General features: G+C 47.7%; 19 protein-coding genes and 1 riboswitch. Of the genes, 4 read left to right on the top strand and 15 right to left on the bottom strand.

The annotated features are described in order from the left end of the window. Window positions 1-36 precede the first annotated feature (36 nt). The 9 genes from EYR25_RS07940 to moaA all read right to left on the bottom strand — a co-directional run bounded on the left by EYR25_RS07940 (window position 37) and on the right by moaA (window position 6,554). A complete protein-coding gene (locus tag EYR25_RS07940; RefSeq protein WP_011621087.1) occupies window positions 37-714 on the bottom strand; it encodes a response regulator transcription factor in 678 nt (225 codons plus the stop codon). A 47-nt stretch (window positions 715-761) separates the two neighbouring features. Next, complete coding sequence (locus EYR25_RS07935) at window positions 762-1,283, bottom strand: hypothetical protein (protein ID WP_133179175.1); 522 nt, start codon at window positions 1,281-1,283, stop codon at window positions 762-764. A 326-nt stretch (window positions 1,284-1,609) separates the two neighbouring features. After that, window positions 1,610-2,713 (bottom strand): ABC transporter ATP-binding protein, encoded by a 1,104-nt coding sequence (locus EYR25_RS07930; RefSeq protein WP_133179173.1) that lies wholly within the window; start codon window positions 2,711-2,713, stop codon window positions 1,610-1,612. Then, entirely contained in the window at window positions 2,694-3,374 is a 681-nt protein-coding gene (gene modB, locus EYR25_RS07925; RefSeq protein ID WP_133179171.1) for a molybdate ABC transporter permease subunit, read from the bottom strand. The genes EYR25_RS07930 and modB overlap by 20 nt, the downstream gene beginning before the upstream one ends. An 8-nt stretch (window positions 3,375-3,382) precedes the next feature. After that, entirely contained in the window at window positions 3,383-4,198 is an 816-nt protein-coding gene (modA, locus tag EYR25_RS07920; RefSeq protein WP_133179169.1) for a molybdate ABC transporter substrate-binding protein, read from the bottom strand. Window positions 4,199-4,241: 43 nt separating this feature from the next. Further along, on the bottom strand, window positions 4,242-4,709 hold the full coding sequence (gene moaE / locus EYR25_RS07915) for a molybdopterin synthase catalytic subunit MoaE (protein ID WP_133179167.1): 468 nt from the start codon (window positions 4,707-4,709) through the stop codon (window positions 4,242-4,244). A 1-nt stretch (window position 4,710) separates the two neighbouring features. Continuing rightward, the gene (gene moaD / locus EYR25_RS07910; RefSeq protein WP_047538593.1) at window positions 4,711-4,962 is read right to left on the bottom strand and encodes a molybdopterin synthase sulfur carrier subunit; all 252 of its coding nucleotides are present in this window, start codon (window positions 4,960-4,962) and stop codon (window positions 4,711-4,713) included. A 19-nt stretch (window positions 4,963-4,981) separates the two neighbouring features. Further along, window positions 4,982-5,461, bottom strand: a complete 480-nt coding sequence (gene moaC, locus EYR25_RS07905; protein ID WP_037423140.1) for a cyclic pyranopterin monophosphate synthase MoaC — start codon at window positions 5,459-5,461, stop codon at window positions 4,982-4,984. 112 nt (window positions 5,462-5,573) lie between these two features. After that, entirely contained in the window at window positions 5,574-6,554 is a 981-nt protein-coding gene (gene moaA / locus EYR25_RS07900) for a GTP 3',8-cyclase MoaA (protein ID WP_041412503.1), read from the bottom strand. Next, window positions 6,542-6,675: riboswitch (molybdenum cofactor riboswitch) on the bottom strand. Its footprint overlaps the gene before it by 13 nt. Window positions 6,676-6,927: 252 nt before the next feature. On the opposite strand from moaA, the gene EYR25_RS07895 reads away from it, so the two are divergent. Together EYR25_RS07895 and EYR25_RS07890 are read left to right on the top strand one after the other, a co-directional pair. Next, window positions 6,928-8,577, top strand: coding sequence for an electron transfer flavoprotein-ubiquinone oxidoreductase (locus EYR25_RS07895; RefSeq protein ID WP_023265971.1), 1,650 nt, complete (start codon window positions 6,928-6,930; stop codon window positions 8,575-8,577). A gap of 303 nt (window positions 8,578-8,880) precedes the next feature. Next, window positions 8,881-10,797, top strand: coding sequence for a methyl-accepting chemotaxis protein (locus tag EYR25_RS07890; protein ID WP_133179165.1), 1,917 nt, complete (start codon window positions 8,881-8,883; stop codon window positions 10,795-10,797). Between the two features lie 69 nt (window positions 10,798-10,866). On the opposite strand, the gene EYR25_RS07885 is transcribed toward EYR25_RS07890, so the two are convergent. From EYR25_RS07885 to EYR25_RS07870, 4 genes are all read right to left on the bottom strand, one after another. Then, on the bottom strand, window positions 10,867-11,223 hold the full coding sequence (locus EYR25_RS07885) for a DUF4870 domain-containing protein (protein ID WP_023265969.1): 357 nt from the start codon (window positions 11,221-11,223) through the stop codon (window positions 10,867-10,869). A gap of 36 nt (window positions 11,224-11,259) precedes the next feature. Continuing rightward, complete coding sequence (locus tag EYR25_RS07880) at window positions 11,260-11,955, bottom strand: MOSC domain-containing protein (protein ID WP_133179163.1); 696 nt, start codon at window positions 11,953-11,955, stop codon at window positions 11,260-11,262. Window positions 11,956-12,044: 89 nt separating this feature from the next. Continuing rightward, entirely contained in the window at window positions 12,045-13,502 is a 1,458-nt protein-coding gene (locus EYR25_RS07875; RefSeq protein WP_039977487.1) for a sensor domain-containing diguanylate cyclase, read from the bottom strand. Between the two features lie 305 nt (window positions 13,503-13,807). Continuing rightward, window positions 13,808-14,647, bottom strand: coding sequence for a PfkB family carbohydrate kinase (locus EYR25_RS07870; protein WP_023265966.1), 840 nt, complete (start codon window positions 14,645-14,647; stop codon window positions 13,808-13,810). Between the two features lie 373 nt (window positions 14,648-15,020). Here EYR25_RS07870 and EYR25_RS07865 point away from each other — a divergent pair, with 373 nt between their 5' ends. Further along, window positions 15,021-15,212, top strand: a complete 192-nt coding sequence (locus tag EYR25_RS07865) for a hypothetical protein (protein ID WP_243729944.1) — start codon at window positions 15,021-15,023, stop codon at window positions 15,210-15,212. Between the two features lie 8 nt (window positions 15,213-15,220). On the opposite strand, the gene EYR25_RS07860 is transcribed toward EYR25_RS07865, so the two are convergent. Further along, complete coding sequence (locus tag EYR25_RS07860) at window positions 15,221-15,616, bottom strand: hypothetical protein (RefSeq protein WP_133179159.1); 396 nt, start codon at window positions 15,614-15,616, stop codon at window positions 15,221-15,223. A gap of 337 nt (window positions 15,617-15,953) precedes the next feature. Here EYR25_RS07860 and ovoA point away from each other — a divergent pair, with 337 nt between their 5' ends. Further along, a complete protein-coding gene (ovoA, locus tag EYR25_RS07855; protein ID WP_133179157.1) occupies window positions 15,954-18,053 on the top strand; it encodes a 5-histidylcysteine sulfoxide synthase in 2,100 nt (699 codons plus the stop codon). A 124-nt stretch (window positions 18,054-18,177) separates the two neighbouring features. Here ovoA and EYR25_RS07850 read toward each other — a convergent pair whose 3' ends face one another. Further along, window positions 18,178-20,133, bottom strand: a complete 1,956-nt coding sequence (locus EYR25_RS07850; RefSeq protein WP_133179155.1) for a methyl-accepting chemotaxis protein — start codon at window positions 20,131-20,133, stop codon at window positions 18,178-18,180. Between the last annotated feature and the right edge of the window lie 113 nt (window positions 20,134-20,246).

Below are 20,246 nucleotides of genomic sequence, written 5' to 3'. Positions count from 1 at the left end.
ATAATAGTGATGCGCCAGGCGCTGCTTTGGTAAGGCTTAATGCCTTTGGCGTAAGCGATAACCCGCTCCCCTTACGGTTTCAATCAATTCACCGTGGCCTAACTCTTCAAACTTGCGACGTAACTTGGCGATATGCACGTCGATCACATTGGTGCGGGGATCGAAGTGATAATCCCACACCGCTTCGAATAATAGCGTGCGGCTAATCACCTGATTGGCGTGTTCCATCAGATACTTAAGCAGTTGGAATTCTTTGGGTTGCAGCATTAAATCGTGACCATCTAAGGTCACATTGCGGGTAAGCAGCTCCATTTTTAAGCCGCCGACCACCAAATCTGTGGTAATAGGTACGGATTGACCCCGTTGCATCAGTTTTTCGGCACGCACAAGCAGCTCCGAAAAGGCAAAGGGCTTAGTCATGTAATCATCGCCGCCCGCACGCAGGCCTTTAACCCTTTCATCCACATGGGCCAACGCAGACAGGATAAGCACTGGGGTTTGGTTACCCGTGGCTCTGAGGGCGGCCAGCAGTTTCAAACCATCGAGTTGAGGCAACATGCGATCGAGAATCAATAGGTCGTACTGACCACTGGTGGCTTGCAGCAGGCCTTGATGACCATCGCTGGCGGTCTCAATATTATGCCCCTGCTCAAGAAATCCTTTGACGATGTAGTCGATCGTTGTCGCATCATCTTCAACTAAAAGTATTTTCATCTTTATACTACGCTCCCCTGTCTTCACTTAGTGGCGATATCTGTATGCTAATCCCACTTAAGTAAAGGTAGTTGCCGTAAATTTTCAATATCGAATGCCAATTTATACTTACCAGTATCATCCAGCAACTTTAACTCTAAGTAGCTGATACCTAAGTCATGATCTAACTTCGCATCGGTCAAAAAGGCCTTATGGTCCTTAGTCGCCATCGCGATAATGCCGGAGAAGGTTTGATGCTTAGTGCTGATAAGGCGTGCGGCTTCCACTTCGCCAACATCGTCGGCAGTGACTTTACCCGCTTTTTGTTTCAATAACTTACCATCTCGCGCCCGGTATTCGAAACGGGTAATCGCATTCGCCAGTGGATTAATCAACTCAAACTGGTAGACCAACTCCCCTTCCTGCATTTCCATTTCAAACTCGGCAATCACGCCAGGAAAATCCTTCTCAATTTGCTTCATCACGCTTAACGGCGGCAGATATTCACCGCTCGAAAGCATCGAATACATGCTCTGGGCTGCAGTGGCAATCCCAGATACCAACATGAATCCTAGCAACCATAGTCTCATGGTTCCTCCATAAAAATCGGCTAAGTTTGTATCTTATGAGACAAACAGTTAGATGTCGATGGCGTACCAAAGCTACCATAATCTCTATCACTGTTTGTCTATGACGGCGCCTAGTTCATCACCCATGTGGATTGCTCAATCCGATTGATTCAGGCTCGGCCAACACTGACGAATGTATTCAGTTTACCTAATACCTACTGAAACACCGATGGAAACAAGATTAAGCTTTGATCATCTAGGGATTTAACGGCAACGCAGCTTCGCAAATCAAGCTGAGTTATTCGTTAATAGGTAATAGATTTCGCCAAATGCGGGAAAAAACTTAGCTACTCTAAAATATGAATTTGCTCTGATTTAAGCGCGACTGTAGTTTGCATCCCCTTGGTTAAGCCAAGCTTCTGCGCGAGATGAAGTGACACTTCCGTATTAAGTTGCAACTCAGTCCCGGTGGCATAACAGACCACCCGCACCGACTCGCCCATCACCAGCAAGGAGTCGATGGTGACATCTAACTTATTAAAACTGCGACATAAACGCCCATTGGTGATAGCGTTAAATCGAATGCCTTGATTCGGGATCACCCAACGTACTTTACTGCCCACGCTGCGGTCTTTGCCAAAATCACTGGCGATCAGCTGCTCACCAAATTTGAGCCAAGTGATGTCCTTAGTACGGTCTTGGAACACCACTTCGCCATCGAAAATATTTCTTAAACCCATCTGCCGCGCAACGGCCTCGTTACGTGGCCGCGATAGCACCTCAAACGGCGCGCCCTGCTGCAACATCTGCCCCTGGCTAATCAAGATCATCGAATCGGCCAGCAGCAACGCTTCGTTTAAATCGTGGGTCACCATAATCACAGGGCAAAGCAGTTGCTCTTTTAGGCGAGCAAGCTCGAGGTATAAACGCTCGCGGGTTTCTCTATCCACCGCTGAAAACGGCTCATCGAGTAACAACACCGACGGCTCGCGGGCAAGGGCGCGAGCAAGCGCAACCCGTTGCCGCTGGCCTCCAGAGAGGTGCATCGGCAGTCTATCGGGTAAACCATGCAGATTGACCCGCTCTAGCCAATCTTTTGCCCTAGCAACTCGCTCCGATTTGGGAATATGGTCAAGCCCCGCGACCACGTTCTCGAGCGCGGTAAGATTAGGAAAAAGCCCAAAATGCTGTGGCATATAGCCGATATGGCGCTGCTGCGGCGTCAGTGCGGTGCGACTTTGATGGTCGAACCATGGCGTTTCACCAAACACAATGCTGCCCGCATCGGGATGATTCAGTCCTGCGATCATCCTCAGTAACGTTGTCTTACCGCCACCCGAAGGCCCGACGACGGCTAGCACCTCACCCGCCTTACAGCTAAATTCGGCGCTCAGTTTAATATGCTTATGGTTTTGGATCTGGCAATGCAGATCAGCGATGATTTGCGCCACCCTGACCTCCTAAACGCCGCGATAAACTGGTAGTAAGAGCTAATGCGGTAATCGCAAATAACAACAGCACCAATGACATAGTGCCAGCTGCGCCAAAATCGAAGGCCTGAACACTGTCGTAGATGGAAATCGAGATAGTCTTGGTCTCGCCGGCAATATTCCCGCCCATCATCAATACGACCCCAAATTCACCGAGTACATGGGAGAAACACAGCACTAAGGCGGTCAATACCCCTGGCCAGATCATAGGCAATTCTATTTTCAGCAGAATTTTAAGTTTGCTCATACCGCAACAGGCCGCAGCATCGCGCACATCGTGGGGAACCGCTTCAAAGGCGCGTTGTATCGGTTGTAATGCAAAGGGAATATTCACCAGCACGGACGCCAGCACTAACCCCGAGAAATGAAACACTAATTGCTGCCCGGTTAGGCACTCTAACCATTGCCCTAACCAGCTTTGGCTGCCAAGCCCCACCAGCAAGTAATAGCCAATCACAGTCGGCGGCAAGACTAAGGGCACCATGATTAAGGCCTCAACCCAAGACTTACCCACAAACTGACGATAGGCTAAGGCTCGCCCCGCCAGAATCGCCAGCGGGATCAATACCAACACCGTGATGCTGCTGAGCTTGACCGATAACCAGAGTGCCTGCCAATCCATGTCTGGCCTTACCGAGCGGGTAGGCCAAATCCGTATTGTAGGAATACGGCTCTGGCGGCATCGGATTGAAGATATTGATAAAAACGCTCTGCGGTTGCGCCCGCTTTTGGCATCAACGCCATGCGTTGATTGAGTGGACCATGCAATGCTTCGGGCAAGGCAATCGCCTGACCTAAGGCCTTAAACTGTGGCGCTAAGGCAAGGGATAACGGAATAATACCGCCTTGGGTGGAGCCACTCACGGCAAATTGCGCCGCTTGGGAGGCATTTTCGCCCAAGATTAACTTAGTTTGTAGACCGTCCCACAAACCTAATTTTTGTAGGAGCTCGCGGGCGCGTTCGCCATAGGGCGCATGTTCAGGGTTGGCAATCGCAAAGCGCTCCAACTTACCCGCGGCGAGTAGGGCTTTTACGCCGTTAAGTTCAGTATCCAAGGTTAAAGGGGACTTGTTTGGGGCGACTAAGGCTAGGCGACCCACTGCGTATTGCACGCCTTCATCGCGGGTAAAGCCCGCTTTTTGCAGCTCATGGATATAACGCTCATCGGCACTAAGCAACATTTCAAATGGCGCACCATGTTGAATTTGCGCGACAAAATTCCCCGACGAGCCGTAGGAGACTCGCACCTTAAGTCCGGTTTCAGCGCTGAAGTTTTTAACAATATCATCGAGGGCAAACTTGATATTGGCGGCGGCCGCAATCGCAGGCACTGTCTCGGCGCGACTAACGGCAGGCATCAAGGCAACACAAAACGACAATACTAGAGAAAATACTAGAGAAAATACTAGACCCCAGATTTTGCCTAACCCTGTCACACCGTGCATAAACTCACCTCTCAGTCTCGCCTGCTACTGACTCAGTCTTACGTTAGTCTTTGTGTTGCCACAATTGCGCCGCTTGCTCATCGGCGTCCTTGGCTTCGACCCAATTCTTGCCCTTGTCCCCAGCTTCTAATTTCCAGAAAGGGGCTTTGGTTTTCAAAAAGTCGATTAAGAATTCGCAGGCCGCAAAGGCCGCTTTGCGATGAGCGCTGGTGACACCGATAAACACAATTTGCTCACCCAGCGCCATCGTGCCGACACGGTGGATAACCGTAACTTTATTGAGCGGCCAACGCTCACGCGCCTCGGCAACGATTTGCTCAAGAACACGCTCCGTCATACCGGGATAGTGCTCTAAGGTTAGATCCGTCACCACTGAACCATCGTTAAAGTCGCGCACTTTGCCCACAAAGGTGACAACGGCGCCATCGCTATTGTCTTGGGCTAATTGGTAGTACTCATCGGCCACATTAAAATCGACGGTTTGCACCCGCACATTTGGCAGTAAACGCATATCAACCTCCGGTCACAGGTGGGAAGAAGGCCACTTCATCACCATCGCTCACTCGGGTATCCCACTGGCTGATGGTTTGATTTACCGCCACCAGCAATTTATCCGAGGCTAACACTTTGGCCCATTTATCATCTTTAGCCGCTAAAGTTGCCCGTAATCCTTCTGCGGTTTGTGTCTGCTCGCTCGCTTCAACACTCAGTTGGGCAGTTCCTAAAAGCTCACGAACTTGGGCAAAAAACAACACGTTAATCATATTCTTATCTCGCTTTACGTTATTCAGCTTTAAAGTGTCCCGACTTGCCGCCGCGTTTTTCGAGCAGGCGCACCTGTGAAATCACCATGTCTTTCTGCACGGCTTTACACATGTCGTAAATCGTCAACGCTGCGACAGAGGCCGCTGTGAGCGCCTCCATTTCGACACCGGTTTTGCCGGATAATTTACACAGGCTAGTGATGCGTACGCGATTGTGCTCAGGCTGAGCCTCGAGCTCGACTTCGACCTTGGTAAGCATTAATGGATGGCATAACGGAATTAAATCTGAAGTCTTTTTCGCCGCTTGGATCCCCGCGATACGCGCAGTGGCAAACACATCGCCCTTATGGTGGCTGCCGCTCATGATCATCTCGAGCGTCGCGCTCGCCATCTCAATAAAGGCTTCGGCACGGGCCTCGCGCTCGGTCACGGCTTTCTCGGTCACATCGACCATATGGGCATTGCCGTCGGCGTTAATATGGGTAAATACATTGCTCATTGAAGCGATCCTTTAAACTGATGCCAAATTCAAGCATAGGGAAGTTAAGTGCCATCGCGAAATCTAACCTAATGAAAGATAACGCGATAAGCAGACTAAGACCTAAGTTAGATTAACCGCCAATCGAGGCCAGATGTTGCGTCACGCCAGTAATACCCTGATGCAGATAATGGGTTTCCTTCTTCTGCGCCAGTTGACCGTGTAACCGCTCGATTAATTCCGCTTGCTGACTCGGGTGTTGCAGTAGATCACGCAAATCGATGCCAGACTCGGTAAAGAGGCATAAGTGCAACTTACCCTTGGCCGAGACCCGCAAGCGATTACAGCTCGCGCAGAAGTTAGTGGCGTAGGGCATGATCAAGCCGATACGGCCCTTAAAGTCACTGTGGCTGAAGTTTTGCGCAGGGCCATCGTCGGCACGGGGCGTATCTAATTGCCAGCCCTCAGCTTGCAGCTGCGCTTTAATATCGGCACCCGCCAAATGGTGAGCTTGGAAATACTCGCGGCCAAGGCCTGTTTCCATCAGCTCGATAAACCGCAGATCGATGGGCGTGTGCTTAATCCAATTCAAAAAGCGCGGTAAATCTTTATCGTTCATACCCTTGAGCAATACCGCATTGACCTTCACGCGCTCAAAACCCGCGGATAAGGCAGCATCGATACCACGCATCACCTCGTCGAACTTATTCTCGCCGGTGATCTGGTAAAACATCTTAGGATCTAAGCTGTCTACCGACACATTGATGCGGCGAAGCCCAGCGTCGAACCACTCTTGGGCATGCTTCTCGAGCCTATAACCATTAGTGGTAGTGGCTACGGTATGAATACGAGGATTGTCGGCGACCACTCGAATGATATCGGTAAAATCTTTACGCAGCGTGGGTTCACCGCCAGTGATACGGATTTTTTGAGTGCCAACTTGGCTAAATGCGGACACAAGGTTTTCTATCTCACTGAGAGATAAAAACTGTTGTTTGCCATTAGGATGATAACCATCGGGGAGGCAATAACTGCATTTGAAGTTACAAACGTCAGTGACTGACATCCGTAAGTAATGAAATTTACGACCAAAATTGTCTTGCAATTGAGACATGATCACCTTTCCAAGTGTGGGAGGCGAGAGCATTTCTTTACTCACCCCAGTGGCCTTATTGCCACGGCTACACCTCCATATCTGTCGACTTAGGTAGGCAAGCTCGGAGAACCGTCAGCCGTGATTATAAGCCGAAAGTATTGCCTAGCTATACCCCTAAAAAGGTATTTCTTGATCCGCTTCAAGTGAGCGTGAACAATCTGTGACAGTGCTCACCCAAAGTTTTGTCATTCTTTAGGCTAAACAGACCGCTTAGCCCCTGTGCCCTAGGGTGATTTTGAGGTAAGGTGGACACTAGTAATAAAACGCCCGTTTACAAACAAACTACAACACCCGATAAAAATTGGGGATATACGAAGGAAAAGGTGAACTGATGGAACGCGAATCAATGGAATTCGATGTTGTTATCGTCGGCGCGGGCCCTGCGGGCTTGGCGACTGCGTGTCGATTAATGCAGATATCACAAGATTCAGGTAAAGAAATTACCGTGTGCGTGGTAGAAAAAGGCTCCGAAGTGGGCGCGCACATCCTATCTGGCGCCGTATTCGAACCACGAGTGTTAGATGAGCTATTCAGCGACTGGCGCGATTCAGGCGCTCCCGTCACCACAGCTGTGACCCACGATGAAATCTATCTACTCAACTCCGCCACCGACAGCAAGTTGATGCCCAATGCGTTTGTGCCTAAAACCATGCACAACGAAGGCAACTATATTGTTAGCGTAGGTAACCTCTGCCGTTGGCTCGCGACCCGTGCCGAAGCGCTCGGGGTAGAAATCTTCCCTGGTTTTGCTGCCAGCGAATTACTCTTCAATGAAGATAATAGCGTGAAGGGTATCCTGATTGGCGATATGGGCGTCGGTGCCGACGGCCAGCCGAAAGACAGCTTTATGCCCGGCATGGAACTGCACGCTAAATATACTGTGTTCTCAGAGGGTTGCCGTGGTCACTTAGGCAAACAGCTGATCGCGAAATACCACTTAGATAATGGCAAGACACCCCAGCATTACGGCCTAGGCTTTAAAGAAATCTGGAAAGTCCCCGCCGAACAACACGAGCAAGGGAAAGTGGTGCACACAGGTGGTTGGCCACTAACCGATGGCGCGTCGGGCGGCGGCTTCCTCTACCATATGGAAGACAACCAAATTGCCGTGGGTCTGATTATCGACCTCAACTACAAGAATCCACACTTAAGCCCGTTTGATGAGTTCCAGCGTTATAAGACTCACCCGGTTATCGCCAAATACTTAACCGGCGGCGAGCGTTTGACCTATGGTGCTCGTGCAATCACTAAGGGCGGACTGAACTCACTGCCGAAGATGAGTTTCCCCGGTGGTCTGCTGATTGGTTGCGATGCAGGCACCTTAAACTTTGCCAAGATTAAAGGCACCCACACGGCGATGAAGAGCGGTATTGTCGCGGCTGAAACCTTAGCTAAAGCGATGCTGGCCGAGGTTGAAGGCGGTAAGGATCTCGATTGCTACCAAACCCATCTGGAAGAAAGCTGGCTGCACGAAGAGCTATATAAGTCGCGCAACTTTGGCCCTGCGATGCACAAGTTTGGCACTTTCCTCGGCGGTGCATTTAACTACGTAGATCAAAACTGGTTCGGCGGTAAGTTCCCCATCACTCTGCGTGATGAGCACCCAGACTATGCACAAATGGCCCCAGTCAGCGCCTACAGCAAGATTGATTATCCCAAGCCCGATGGCAAACTCAGCTTCGATAAGCTCTCTTCAGTCTACCTGTCGAGCACTTATCATGAGGAAGACCAGCCTTGCCATCTGCGCTTAAAAGATAACAGCATCCCGCTCGGGATAAACCTGACGCAATTTAACGAGCCAGCCCAGCGTTACTGCCCTGCTGGCGTGTACGAAATCGTTGAAGAAGCAGGCCAGCCTAAGTTTGTGATCAATGCGCAAAACTGCATCCACTGCAAAACCTGCGACATTAAAGACCCTAGCCAAAACATTACTTGGGTGACACCTGAGGGCGGCGGTGGTCCAAACTACCCGAATATGTAACTTAAACGGAATAAGGCGCTCATTGAGCGCCTTATTTTTGCTTGCCTTCACGCCACACTTTGGTCACAATTGCGCCATAAAAATCACATGCTTCAAATCAGCAACTCATTTCCATCTATACTCTACATAACAAGATCTACCGCAAGAGCAACAGGTTAGGCCCAATAAATGTCTTGTACGCTGTTTTATTCGGCATTCGACCTAAACAAAGGTTAACTTTTAACATTTCTGTCCGATACTTGTTATTGGCTAGAAAACGTCGACCGATATTTCTAAACGTATAACACAGGCATATTGATATTTATGATATTGAATAACCTTACTATTAAGCAGAAAATTCTGCTGACAGTGACATTTGCTGTGCTGCTGTCGACCATACTCGTGGGCGTCCTCAGCCAACGTAGTGCAAAAAGCGTGGTACAGCAGCGTATGCTCGGGTCGGAAATGCCCAGCTTAATGATGCAGATCCGCAACAAGATTGACCTGGATATTTCGAGCTTAATGAATGCCGCTGAACAGCTCGCCAGTAGCCGCATGTTACTGCAATGGCTTGAAAATGGTCGACCACAGGAGCAAGAGCCGCAAGTCGTTGCCCAACTGAAGGACATCACCCGCCAATATCATTTGGCCCAAGCCTCCTACGCCGACAGACAAACCGCCGCCTATTACACTCAGGATGGTTTTTTGCGTGTACTCACCCCTGCGCAGGATGGTTGGTTTTTTGGTTATCGTGACAGCGGCCAAGAGCGGATGCTAAACGTGTTTACCGAAGCCAATGGCGAGGTAAAACTCTTTATCAACTACCAACAACCTAACGGTCGTGGACTCGTTGGCCTCGCCAAATCCCTCGATGATATGGTGCGTCTACTGGGCTCCTTTAAGATTGAAGAAACCGGCTTTGTTTACTTAGTCGATGCTAAAGGTGAGGTAAAACTGCACCCCGACGCCAGCCAAATTGGTAAGAGCAGCCTCAAGAGCTTGTACTCGGGCACCAATATCAGCTCATTACTCAATCGTAGCGACTTCAACCTGATCGATACCCAAATCCAAGGTGAAAACACCTTCGTAGCCAGCAGCTATATTCCCTCAATGGACTGGTATTTGGTCGCTCAAGTGCCCGAAGCCGAAGTGTTCGCCCTGCTGACGGATGCCGCCTACCAGATCTTAATTTGGACCTTAATCATTGCCGCAGGCTTTATCATGCTGGCGATTGTGGTGGCCGGTTCGGTAAGCCGCCCTATCGCAAAAGTCGCGGCCATGTTCCGTGATATTGGCGAAGGTGAAGGCGACTTACGTCAGCGCCTCCCCGTTAAAGGTGAAGATGAAATTGCCCAACTGGCACAAGGGTTTAATAGCTTTATCAGCAAAATCCAAGATTCAGTGATTGAAGTGGCGCAGACCAGCGAACAACTCGGCTTCTCGGCGAAGGATGTGTCGAATCAGGCACAGCAAACCCTTGAAGACAGCCATGAGCAAAAAGATCGCACTATGATGGTAGTGACCGCCATCAATGAGATGGGCGCCACGGTGAATGAAATCGCCAGCAACGCCGCCCAAGCTGCTGTTGCGGCGAAAGATGCCGATACCGAATCCAATAGCGGCCAAGTGGTAGTCACCCGAGCCCGTGATACCATCAATCAGCTCTCCCAAGATGTGGAACAAGTCGGTGAAGTGATTGAATCCCTCGCGACTCATACCAAGTCTATCGGCAGTATTCTTGATGTGATCCGTGCGATTTCGGAGCAAACCAACCTGTTAGCGCTGAACGCCGCAATTGAAGCTGCCCGTGCCGGTGAAGCGGGACGAGGCTTTGCCGTGGTAGCCGATGAAGTCCGTAATCTGGCATCGCGCACCGCCGCATCGACCAACGAAGTCCAAGGTATGATCGACAAGTTGCAATCCGAGGCCAGCCGCGCGGTGAATGCCATGGCCCAAAGCCGTGCGCGCTCCCATGAAGGTGTGGCCGCCGTCGATGAGGCCAGCCAATCTCTAATGGGTATTAGTGACCGTATTGGCCTGATCAGCGATATGAACATTCAAGTGGCAGCGGCAACGGAAGAACAATCGACCGTGGTGGAAGACATCAACCGCAACGTGACCGAAATTAACGAGATCACCCAGCGAACCGCCAGCACGGCACAGGCCGCGGCACAGGCGAGCTTAGCGCTAAATCAACTCGCTCACCGCTTAGATACCTTAGTAGCGAAATTTAAGGTGTAATGAAAACAAACAAAAACGCCTTAGCGGATTCTCCCTAAGGCGTTTTTTATTGAATCGCTTTAAAAGCAATTAGTTATCGGAAAGAAACTTAATCGTCAGCGGATAACGATACACTTGCCCTTCGCTCGCCTTAATAATCCCAAGAATGGTGCAAACTAAGTCAAGAATGCCGAGGATGATCAAGAAAATAAACCCAATGCCAACCAAGGCTAACACTCCGCTGATAATCACGTAGATCAATAGGCTTAATTTAAAGTTCAAGCAACTACGGCCGCATTGGTCGACAAAGGCCGACTCTTCACGCTTCATCAACCACATTATCAGCGGTCCAAGAATCGAGCCAAACGGCACTAAATAACCAATTAAACTAGAGGCATACACAAGTAAGCCAAAATCTCTTTCACTCTTAGTCACTGACTCTATCATTACACTTTCCCTGTATTATCGTTTGAAAAATAAAGTTTATTTGCCTTTTGGGCCATACAAGCGCATTTGCCAATCTTCGACTTGTTGTGTTGTTAATCGCCGCTGCAGGCTATTCACCCAGCTTTGTGCCAATCCTTCACAGGAGGCGAGTCTATCATAGGCTTTGGCATCGTATTCGGGTGAAAAGTACAGCGCCATGGCCTCGGCAACACTGATATTGGTTTTTCGCTCTACTAATTCAATATTATCGCTTAATTGAATGATACCGGGAGTTAACACCCGATAAAACCAACCGCATAGCTGACTCTGCTGCATGGCAAGGGCAAAGTCTCTATGGCCAAATTGCAGATTCAATTTAAAGCAAGGTGAGCGCGGCTGAGTCACCTGCACTGTTACGGCACCGATTTGCAGGATATCGCCGATATAAACCTCGGTTTCATTCAAACCAACCGTGCTGATGTTTTCACCCATGCTCGGCGCATCTTCGAGTTGGGTAATTAAATCCCAACGACGGTACTGACCATAATGCTCGCGGGGAAAATGATGTAGTACTCGGTCTAGACCGCCATGGTGCTTAGGGTCAGCCTGCGCATCGCCTTCTACATGATCAACATTCACCACTAACTGCTGCGCCGATTTTTTACCATCAATACCAGTAGAAACGCCGCTAATTTCTTGCAGACTCGCCCCTAAATACAAACCCGATAATCTGTTTACCAATAAAGTCGACATTGGTTACTCCCATCATTGTCGCCACACGGGGCCAAAACGCTAAGTATTACATGCTCTAAACAAATAGAGCGTGCGCTAAAATCTGGGTATCACTGATTTAACACGACTTGATTACGGCCAGCTTCTTTCGCTTGATATAGGGCTAAATCGGCTCGTTTTATCAAATCTTCTGCGGGTTCAGGTTTCTGATATTCGGCGACACCAATACTGACTGTGATGGCAATATGGACACCATTTACTTTCAATTCTCGCTGCGAAATAGAATCCCTAAAGCGTTCTGCCAGTTCGGCTGAATGGCTTAAATCCATTTCAGGCAGTAACACAAGAAACTCCTCTCCACCCCAACGACAAAGTATATCCTGCTCTTTTAATTGACTACGTAGTAGATTCGTAACGGTTTTTAGCACTAAATCGCCAACACTATGGCCATAACTGTCATTCACTTTTTTAAAGTGGTCTATATCAACAAGTAGAATCGAAATGGGGGTTTGCGACAGTTTGGCTTTCTCTAATGTTTGATGAAAATACTCTTCAAATACTTGTCGGTTAGCTGCGCCAGTCAGTTTGTCGGTTGAGGCCATTACCTCGAGTTTACGTTGGTAGCGACCTAAGGTCATGTTGGAAATAAATAAAATTCCGATAGTGACAACAAGACTCAGGACTAAGTTACCCCAGAAGGTGTTGAGTAGTTCTTGCTCCTGCGGTGCATCTTCTTGTTCAACAATAAGATACCATTTAAATTCAGGCACTAAGCGGCTATTTAAATAAACCGTTTTACCGTTGCGTTGATAGCTAAATGCTGCACTTGGGCTGGTCAGAATCCGTGTAGAAAGCTGCTCTAGGCCGACACTGCTTTGTAAGGAGTTTGCTCCATCGTATTCATCCCCGTGGAGTGTGACATTTCCCTGTCTATCGGTGAAGAAAACCCGTCTGTTATAACGCTTCTGGTACAGTTCAATCAGCGACTTAACCTTTTCGACCGCAAGACCAACACCCGTAACGCCGATAAACTTACCTTCAAAATCAAAAACTTTGTAGTTAACAAACACAGTAGTCTTAGTGCGATCCGCAGTATCTGCATCGATATTGATTTCAAAATGTTCTGATTCAGGCAAAGAACGTACGCGGAAATACCAAGCATCATTTGGCTCGATATCCTGAATTTTCTTTAGCACTCCTGATGAGTGGTAATAATTACGACTCTGTTCAGAGACAAAAAAGCTGGTGACCGTATCGTATTTATCTTGGATCTCTTTGAGATAGCGGACTAACTTTTCGGGCTCTTGTTCGTGATTTAGGGTCCAATCGCGCACAAAGGTATCCTGAGCCATCAAGGAAGAAATAAAGATAGGACGTAAGAGATCCTGTTGAATTTCTGAATAAATATTATCGCTGGTTAAAGGTAGAGTATTACTCTCAATTTGTTGGCTCAGAGAGTCATGGGCCACTTTATAGCTAATTCCACTGGTCACTAAGAATGCCACTAACAACAAAATCGACAGCAACCAAATAAACTTCTTTTTATCATTCCAAACGTGATTGCCCATTTCCAACTCCAACAGCATTAGGCTTATTATTTTGTATCAAGTAAATGAGTTGCCTAAATGTTAACGCAATACATCAACGACCGCACAATATTTCCGCTATATGAATGTTCTTCGACGAAATAACATTATTCAAGGTAAAAAAATGCCCCGTTGGGGAAACGGGGCAAACATGCGAACCAACAAAATGGGAGAAAAGCGCAAGAAAACGTTAAAGGACAAGAGCTATTCGTCACTGTGTACAATCTATCAAGTCCAGATGACAGAAAGATGACTCCCTTTTATATCCCTGCTATTTATCTCCCGACTTATGCCTCTAAATACTGTTTTAATGCATCCCCAGGAATAGAACTGTCGGTTGCCACAGCAAATGCCGCCCAAATCGCACCTTCAGCCATGGCTTGGGTAATGGTTTTACCTGCGCATAACCCATGGATAAGTCCAGCGGCATAGGCATCTCCAGCCCCAGTGGTATCAACAACCTCGGCAGGCACTGCGGGTACATGCTGCACACCATCTCGGGTATACACCTTTGCGCCACGCACACCATCGGTCACCACAAAATATCGCAGTGATTCACCGCCAATACTCACGCCATAATCCCAAGAAGCGACATCACAGCGGCCTTGCATATCACTCACTGAAGCCAGCAATACGTGGCAAGGGCGCGGTCTGTCATCCTTCGCCAATTGCGCGATCACAAGGCAGTGATCCAGTGCGGTTTTCGCCCAACTCACAGTGCCCTCAGCCGAGGTATTAAAATACAGTGCATCCCAATGCTGCCATTTAGGTGGTACTGATAACTCAAAAATCGGACGTTGAGGTCGAATGATGGTGCGCTCACCATCAGGTGTCATTACCAGCAACATTTCACAGGTATTTCCTGCGCGGCGTTGTACTAAGCGACAATCGAGCCCTTGGGTACTTGCCTCTGCGATAACCCAGTCGCCCATCTCATCTCTACCAACTTGGCTCACGAGGGCAACCCTATGACCCGCCCACACCAATCCAAGCCCAGTATTGGCGCCACCGCCACCGAGCCTTTGTCCGCCATCTTGATAATGAAAACGACCACCCGTTTTAAGCGGCTTATCAAGAAGCAACACTCGGTCACAGTTAAGATTGGCCACCAGCAAAATATTTGCCATGACAAGACTCCATAAAGAAAAAATAGACCGCACTAAGTCGGGGCGAGCACTCGGTAAAAAGAGCCCTCAATCTAGACCAAAACACAGGGTGGCACAATCTCAGCGACCAATACGCCGTACCAGCACATGACAGCTTAAACAGGCTTTTGCCGTAAGACTTTGACCATAATCAAATTCAGTAAAGGAACACTAAAACACTAAGAAGCGCAAACAAATCAAGAATAACCACATGAAAAATAATAAAAATATTTATTAAAGTATTTATTTCAGAGGTTAAATCATAAAAATGACATTAGATTTGAATCTTATCTTAAATTAGAAGAAGGTTAAGCTTTGTGCTTAAGGCGGAAAAACTTAAGGGAACTGCATGCTAATGGAATGGCTACATAGGGACATTGATGGTGAAGAACAACTCCGCCGCTATCGCGAATGCTTGGAGGAATTTAACGAGTTGGAATTTCATGATGCTTATGTCGCAAAGATTCAACACGAATATCAGTTACTACAAGTGTTGTTTGAGGAGCAGCTGGTTCAGCATGATGAGCCTAACTGCTCCGAAAAATAGGACTGACGTTAATCCGCCGCCTTAAAAGGCGAAAGTGATGCAAACTTCACCTCAAGCTGCCAATCTTGGATCACCATTTCCGATGGTTGCCAACTATCATCAACCCATTCGTAAAGAAGCCCAGGATCCTCCTCCGCATTGACTAACAAACGACGACCATCTTTTAAAACAATTGTGTAATCAAGCCCCTGCGCATCCACACTCTCAATATCCCCCAAGACTTTGTGATGAATGCTTGAAATAGCGCCTGTTGCCTTTACTGCCGCGGCTTCTTTTGCTCCGCTGTAAAATCTCAATGCCTCATTGGTAGCGGGTTTATGAAATACAAACTCTTCAGTCACGCCCACAACGATCGACGGATCAAGCTCATACCAAGCGGGTATCCATAATGCGTTCATTGCCATCCCGTTATATCCTGCATAATAATTTTACGGACGAGAACATTCTGCCTTAACCTTGGCAGATAAAATACTGGTCAGGGATAAAATAATTTTATCCTTTTGCTGACAAACACACTCCAGCAGTAGCTCACTTAGCTGTAATAAAAATCTCCCCTTTAAGGTCATATGTTGTACTCCAGTCAGTGATTGGAGCTAGTCTTACTTTCTGTTAGTTTGAAAATACAGCTCAATAACTGCCACATTCTGTTGATAAAGTGATCCAATAAATCCGTACCACGTATTGAGCCTGACAACCCATAGCCAGCACTATGGCACCAGCTTGCCCAATGGAGAAATCGATATGCCAGTTTTGCAAACACTCAAACTTACGGGTGGAAATGAGGCACTAAAACGTGAAGAAATAAAGCAATACTTCAACCAAACATGGGCACTTTACGAATCCTTATTCGAGCTGATAAAGCATGACGAGGCTTATTATGTCAAAGCCGAACCACTGCGCCATCCGCTGATTTTTTACTTTGGCCATACCGCCACTTTCTATATCAATAAACTCAAGCTGGGTAAATATCTTGATGAACGAGTGAATGATCACTTTGAATCGATGTTTGCCATAGGTGTAGACGAAATGTCCTGGGATGACCTCGACGAGACCCACTATCAATGGCCCAGTGTCGCAGAGGTAAAAACGTATAGAGATCAAGTCAAGGAGGTTGTGAATCAACTGATTGCACGAATGCCAATCACACTGCCGATCAGCCAAGACAGCCCGGCTTGGGTCATCTTGATGGGTATTGAGCACGAGCGCATTCACCTAGAGACCTCTTCTGTCATTATTCGCCAGCTACCATTAGAGGATGTGTGCGCCAATGCTCACTGGCCTGAATGTCAGGATGTTGGCAACGCCGAGCCCAATCAACTACTTGCCGTAGCGGGTAAAAAAATCACCTTAGGTAAAAAAGAGCAAGACAACACCTATGGCTGGGATAACGAATACGGCAACAAAAGCTTTAACGTCGCTGATTTTAAAGCCTCAAAGTATCTAGTAAGTAATCATGAATACCTAGCCTTTGTCGAAGCGGGCGGCTATCAAACACAAGACTATTGGAATGAAGAAGGTCAAGCTTGGCTGGCTTATACTCAAGCCCAAATGCCCCGCTTTTGGCGCCGCTACAATCACAAATGGTGGCAACGTAACCTCACCAGCGAAATCCCTTTGCCACTCAATTGGCCTGTCGAAGTGAATCAACTCGAAGCTAAGGCTTTTTGTAATTGGAAAGCGCGTCAAAACCAGAGCAATATTCGCCTGCTCACCGAAGCCGAGTGGTATATCTTGCGCGAAAATGTACCAAACGATGCCCCCGATTGGCATGAAGTCCCAGGCAATATATCGCTGGCCTACTACGCCTCCTCATGTCCAGTAAACCGCTTTAAACATAATGATTTTTATGACATTGTTGGCAACGTCTGGCAATGGACTGAAACTGCTATCGACGGTTTTAATGGTTTTGCCGTACATCCGCTCTACGATGATTTTTCAACGCCCACCTTCGATGGCAAGCACAATCTAATTAAGGGTGGCTCATGGATCTCAACGGGCAATGAGGCCATTACAGCTTCACGTTATGCTTTCAGGCGCCACTTCTATCAACATGCGGGATTCCGTTACGTTGAATCGTTGCAAAATCCAGAACAGATGGCCGAGGTTAATGTGTACGAAACCGATGAACTGATTTCTCAATATTTAGAATTCCACTATGGCGCAGAATACTTTGGCGTACCTAATTTTTGTGTCAATGGTGTACAACAGGCGCTCAATGAGATCCAACTAGAACACGCCAAGAAAGCCTTAGACATTGGTTGCTCTGTCGGGCGCGCTAGTTTTGAATTAGCCAAAGTGTTCGACCATGTGGATGGCATTGACTTTTCGGCGCGCTTTATTCAGCAGGCTTACGCCCTGACCGAACAAGGCGAAAAACGCTACACCATTCGCACCGAGGGAGACTTACAGGAATTCAAAAGTGCCAGCCTTGCTAAATTGGGTTACCTTGGCGAAGCTAAAAAAGTCAATTTTATCCAAGGGGATGCCTGCAATCTCAAACCAATCTACACCGGTTACGATTTGGTTTACGCCTCAAATCTGATCGACAGGTTAAACGACCCACAACATTTCCTCACCAATATTGGGCAACGCATCAATCAAGGGGGATATCTGGTTATCGCCTCACCTTATACTTGGCTTGAAGACTACACGCCAAAGGATAAATGGCTTGGGGGGATTAAAGTCAAAGGAGAAAATTTCACTACTTTGGATGGGTTAACCGAAACCTTGATAGGCCAATTTGAGCTGGTCGCAGTGAAAGAAATTCCCTTCGTGATCCGTGAAACCAAACGCAAATTCCAGCATTCAATTTCAGAAATGACCATTTGGCGTAAAAGATAGCTCCATCAAAACGCTAAAGAAAAAATCCGCCAGAGAGTCCCTGCTGGCGGATGTATAACAGACAACTCAGTAACAATTGCAGTCCCCAATGGCTAGAATACTGCAACTGCTTGGTATTGCTTACCTATACCTTAAACTGAGCCGTTGTTAAACCAAGTTGATTGGCTAGCCCTAGCAAGCTACGCGTGCTAGCGGCGACTTGACTTATTGCAGCACTGTTTTCCTCTGCAGCGGCACTCAAACCGGCAATGCCTTGAGCAATAGTTGCCGACACAGTGGTTTGTTCCTCTGCGGCCGTTGCCGTTTGGATCATTAAGGCTTTTAGCGTTTCTAACCGCTGGGCGATATCATCCACCGCAGCTTGCATGCCCTCGGCATCCTCTGCAGTTTTAGAGGCCTCAGATGAACACGTCACACTATGCTGTGCCAGCACGCCAGATTGCTGTTGAATACCCTGTAACACCTTACCAATATCCTGCGTTGCCTCTTGTACCTTAACAGCGAGTTGCCGAACTTCATCAGCGACCACCGCAAATCCTCGGCCATGATCACCCGCTCTAGCCGCCTCAATGGCAGCATTAAGTGCTAATAGATTAGTCTGCTCAGCAATCGCATTAATCACATCCAAAACACTACCTATCTTTTGACTATCTGCCTCAAGATTACCGACCTGCTGATGAATGGCGGCAAAGCTTGCTAACGTCACCTTCAAACTTTGGCGTGTACTTGCAAGGTTTTGTGAAAGAATACTGCTCGACTGAGTACAAGAGGCCACCTCATCGGAAGATTTCATCGTATTGGTACTGATTTCGGCGGCGGCATAACTCATCTCTTCAACGGCTGTGGCCAACATGTCTGTTTCTTTGGCCTGCAATTGAATACTACTATCAGCCTGACACATTGCCGCAGAGTTTTGTTCTGCAGCGGATTCCAACTCATGACCCATACCCACCAATTGGCTAATGATTTCCTTTAATTTGGTCTGCATTCTCGCAAGCCAACTCATCAAATGATTATCGGCATGGGCGTGCGACAAGCTATGAGTTAAGTCCCCAGAGGCGATAAGACTGGTTAAATGACACATGTCTTCGGGTTCGCCCCCTAAAGGTTTGAGTACAAAGCTGGTCACGAGTTTTGCCGCGGCTATCGCGAGTACCACAGATAAAGCACAAACCATCAAACCTATATACATCATATGGTAAGCAGGCGCGGCTATTTCACTCACATCAATCTCGGCCATTAATCCCCATCTGAGTCCCATCTCAACGACGGGCGAATAGGCAGAAAGAACTAGATTATGATTATAATCATAAACCTGCATAACACCTTGCTCACCAGCTAACGCCGCTTTTACCGCGATGGTATCAACGCCATTTTGACTAATTGTGCCCGCAAAAGAAGCTGCAACGGTTCGATTAATAGGATCTAAAAATGAATCCGAACGCATACGATTATCGGGACCAATAAGATAAGTTTCACCCGTTTGTCCCATGCCCTCACGGATCTGCATCACCCTATTAATCCGTTCTATCGACACTTGTGCTGCTACGACAATATGCCGCCCATTGACTTGTATCCCCTGTCCAATAAAGGCTGCAGCTTGTCCATTGGAAGGTGCGTAGGCTGAAAAATCCTGCAAAAAAACGGTACTTGATGTGGCGAGTGCCTTATCGAAAAGCTGTGCTAGCCCAGAAGTACGATAGGGTCCGGTGCGTAGATTGGTTCCATAGTCAGGCTCTTTTGCCACAGTATAAAAAACCGTACCATCGTCGGAAATAATAAACAGATCATAGAAACCAAGCAGTTTATTAAGGGATTTTAGGGTTGGATCTAAATCACTCAGGGCATCTAAATTTGGTTGGCTAGAAATCACCGCACTGACAGACTGCAAGTTATCGGAAAAATCTTGAAACATGCTATTGATCTGTCGCTGTTTAATCTCTCGAACGGCAAGCAAACGCGATTGTGCCTCTGCAAATAATTCATTCTTGGCAAGATAGGTCACTATCGCGGTCGATAGGATCAAAGGTAAGAGAACAATTAACAGACTAATCAGTTGAATTTTACGCGTAAAACCCATGGAAGACACTCCTTGTCGCACTCAAGATTCCATTGCTACTGCTATTTAATGGATGATACTTAAAACTATAGGTGAAGATTGAGTCATCAACAAAGTGAGGACATTTTTTTTAT

The sequence above is a fragment of the Shewanella decolorationis genome, assembly GCF_004354305.1.
Taxonomy (GTDB): Bacteria; Pseudomonadota; Gammaproteobacteria; order Enterobacterales; family Shewanellaceae; genus Shewanella; species Shewanella decolorationis.
The sequence above is the reverse complement of the archived record's forward strand: the minus strand, read 5'-3'. Positions and strand labels throughout refer to the sequence as shown.

What these genes read in the sequence shown, in the direction of transcription:
- EYR25_RS07940 (WP_011621087.1), bottom strand. Translation starts at nt 714, where the DNA reads ATGAAAATACTTTTAGTTGAAGATGATGCGACAACGATCGACTACATC.
- EYR25_RS07935 (WP_133179175.1), bottom strand. Translation starts at nt 1,283, where the DNA reads ATGAGACTATGGTTGCTAGGATTCATGTTGGTATCTGGGATTGCCACT.
- modB (WP_133179171.1), bottom strand. Translation starts at nt 3,374, where the DNA reads ATGGATTGGCAGGCACTCTGGTTATCGGTCAAGCTCAGCAGCATCACG.
- modA (WP_133179169.1), bottom strand. Translation starts at nt 4,198, where the DNA reads ATGCACGGTGTGACAGGGTTAGGCAAAATCTGGGGTCTAGTATTTTCT.
- moaE (WP_133179167.1), bottom strand. Translation starts at nt 4,709, where the DNA reads ATGCGTTTACTGCCAAATGTGCGGGTGCAAACCGTCGATTTTAATGTG.
- moaD (WP_047538593.1), bottom strand. Translation starts at nt 4,962, where the DNA reads ATGATTAACGTGTTGTTTTTTGCCCAAGTTCGTGAGCTTTTAGGAACT.
- moaC (WP_037423140.1), bottom strand. Translation starts at nt 5,461, where the DNA reads ATGAGCAATGTATTTACCCATATTAACGCCGACGGCAATGCCCATATG.
- moaA (WP_041412503.1), bottom strand. Translation starts at nt 6,554, where the DNA reads ATGTCTCAATTGCAAGACAATTTTGGTCGTAAATTTCATTACTTACGG.
- EYR25_RS07895 (WP_023265971.1), top strand. Translation starts at nt 6,928, where the DNA reads ATGGAACGCGAATCAATGGAATTCGATGTTGTTATCGTCGGCGCGGGC.
- EYR25_RS07890 (WP_133179165.1), top strand. Translation starts at nt 8,881, where the DNA reads ATGATATTGAATAACCTTACTATTAAGCAGAAAATTCTGCTGACAGTG.
- EYR25_RS07885 (WP_023265969.1), bottom strand. Translation starts at nt 11,223, where the DNA reads ATGATAGAGTCAGTGACTAAGAGTGAAAGAGATTTTGGCTTACTTGTG.
- EYR25_RS07880 (WP_133179163.1), bottom strand. Translation starts at nt 11,955, where the DNA reads ATGTCGACTTTATTGGTAAACAGATTATCGGGTTTGTATTTAGGGGCG.
- EYR25_RS07875 (WP_039977487.1), bottom strand. Translation starts at nt 13,502, where the DNA reads ATGGGCAATCACGTTTGGAATGATAAAAAGAAGTTTATTTGGTTGCTG.
- EYR25_RS07870 (WP_023265966.1), bottom strand. Translation starts at nt 14,647, where the DNA reads ATGGCAAATATTTTGCTGGTGGCCAATCTTAACTGTGACCGAGTGTTG.
- EYR25_RS07865 (WP_243729944.1), top strand. Translation starts at nt 15,021, where the DNA reads ATGGAATGGCTACATAGGGACATTGATGGTGAAGAACAACTCCGCCGC.
- EYR25_RS07860 (WP_133179159.1), bottom strand. Translation starts at nt 15,616, where the DNA reads ATGGCAATGAACGCATTATGGATACCCGCTTGGTATGAGCTTGATCCG.
- ovoA (WP_133179157.1), top strand. Translation starts at nt 15,954, where the DNA reads ATGCCAGTTTTGCAAACACTCAAACTTACGGGTGGAAATGAGGCACTA.
- EYR25_RS07850 (WP_133179155.1), bottom strand. Translation starts at nt 20,133, where the DNA reads ATGGGTTTTACGCGTAAAATTCAACTGATTAGTCTGTTAATTGTTCTC.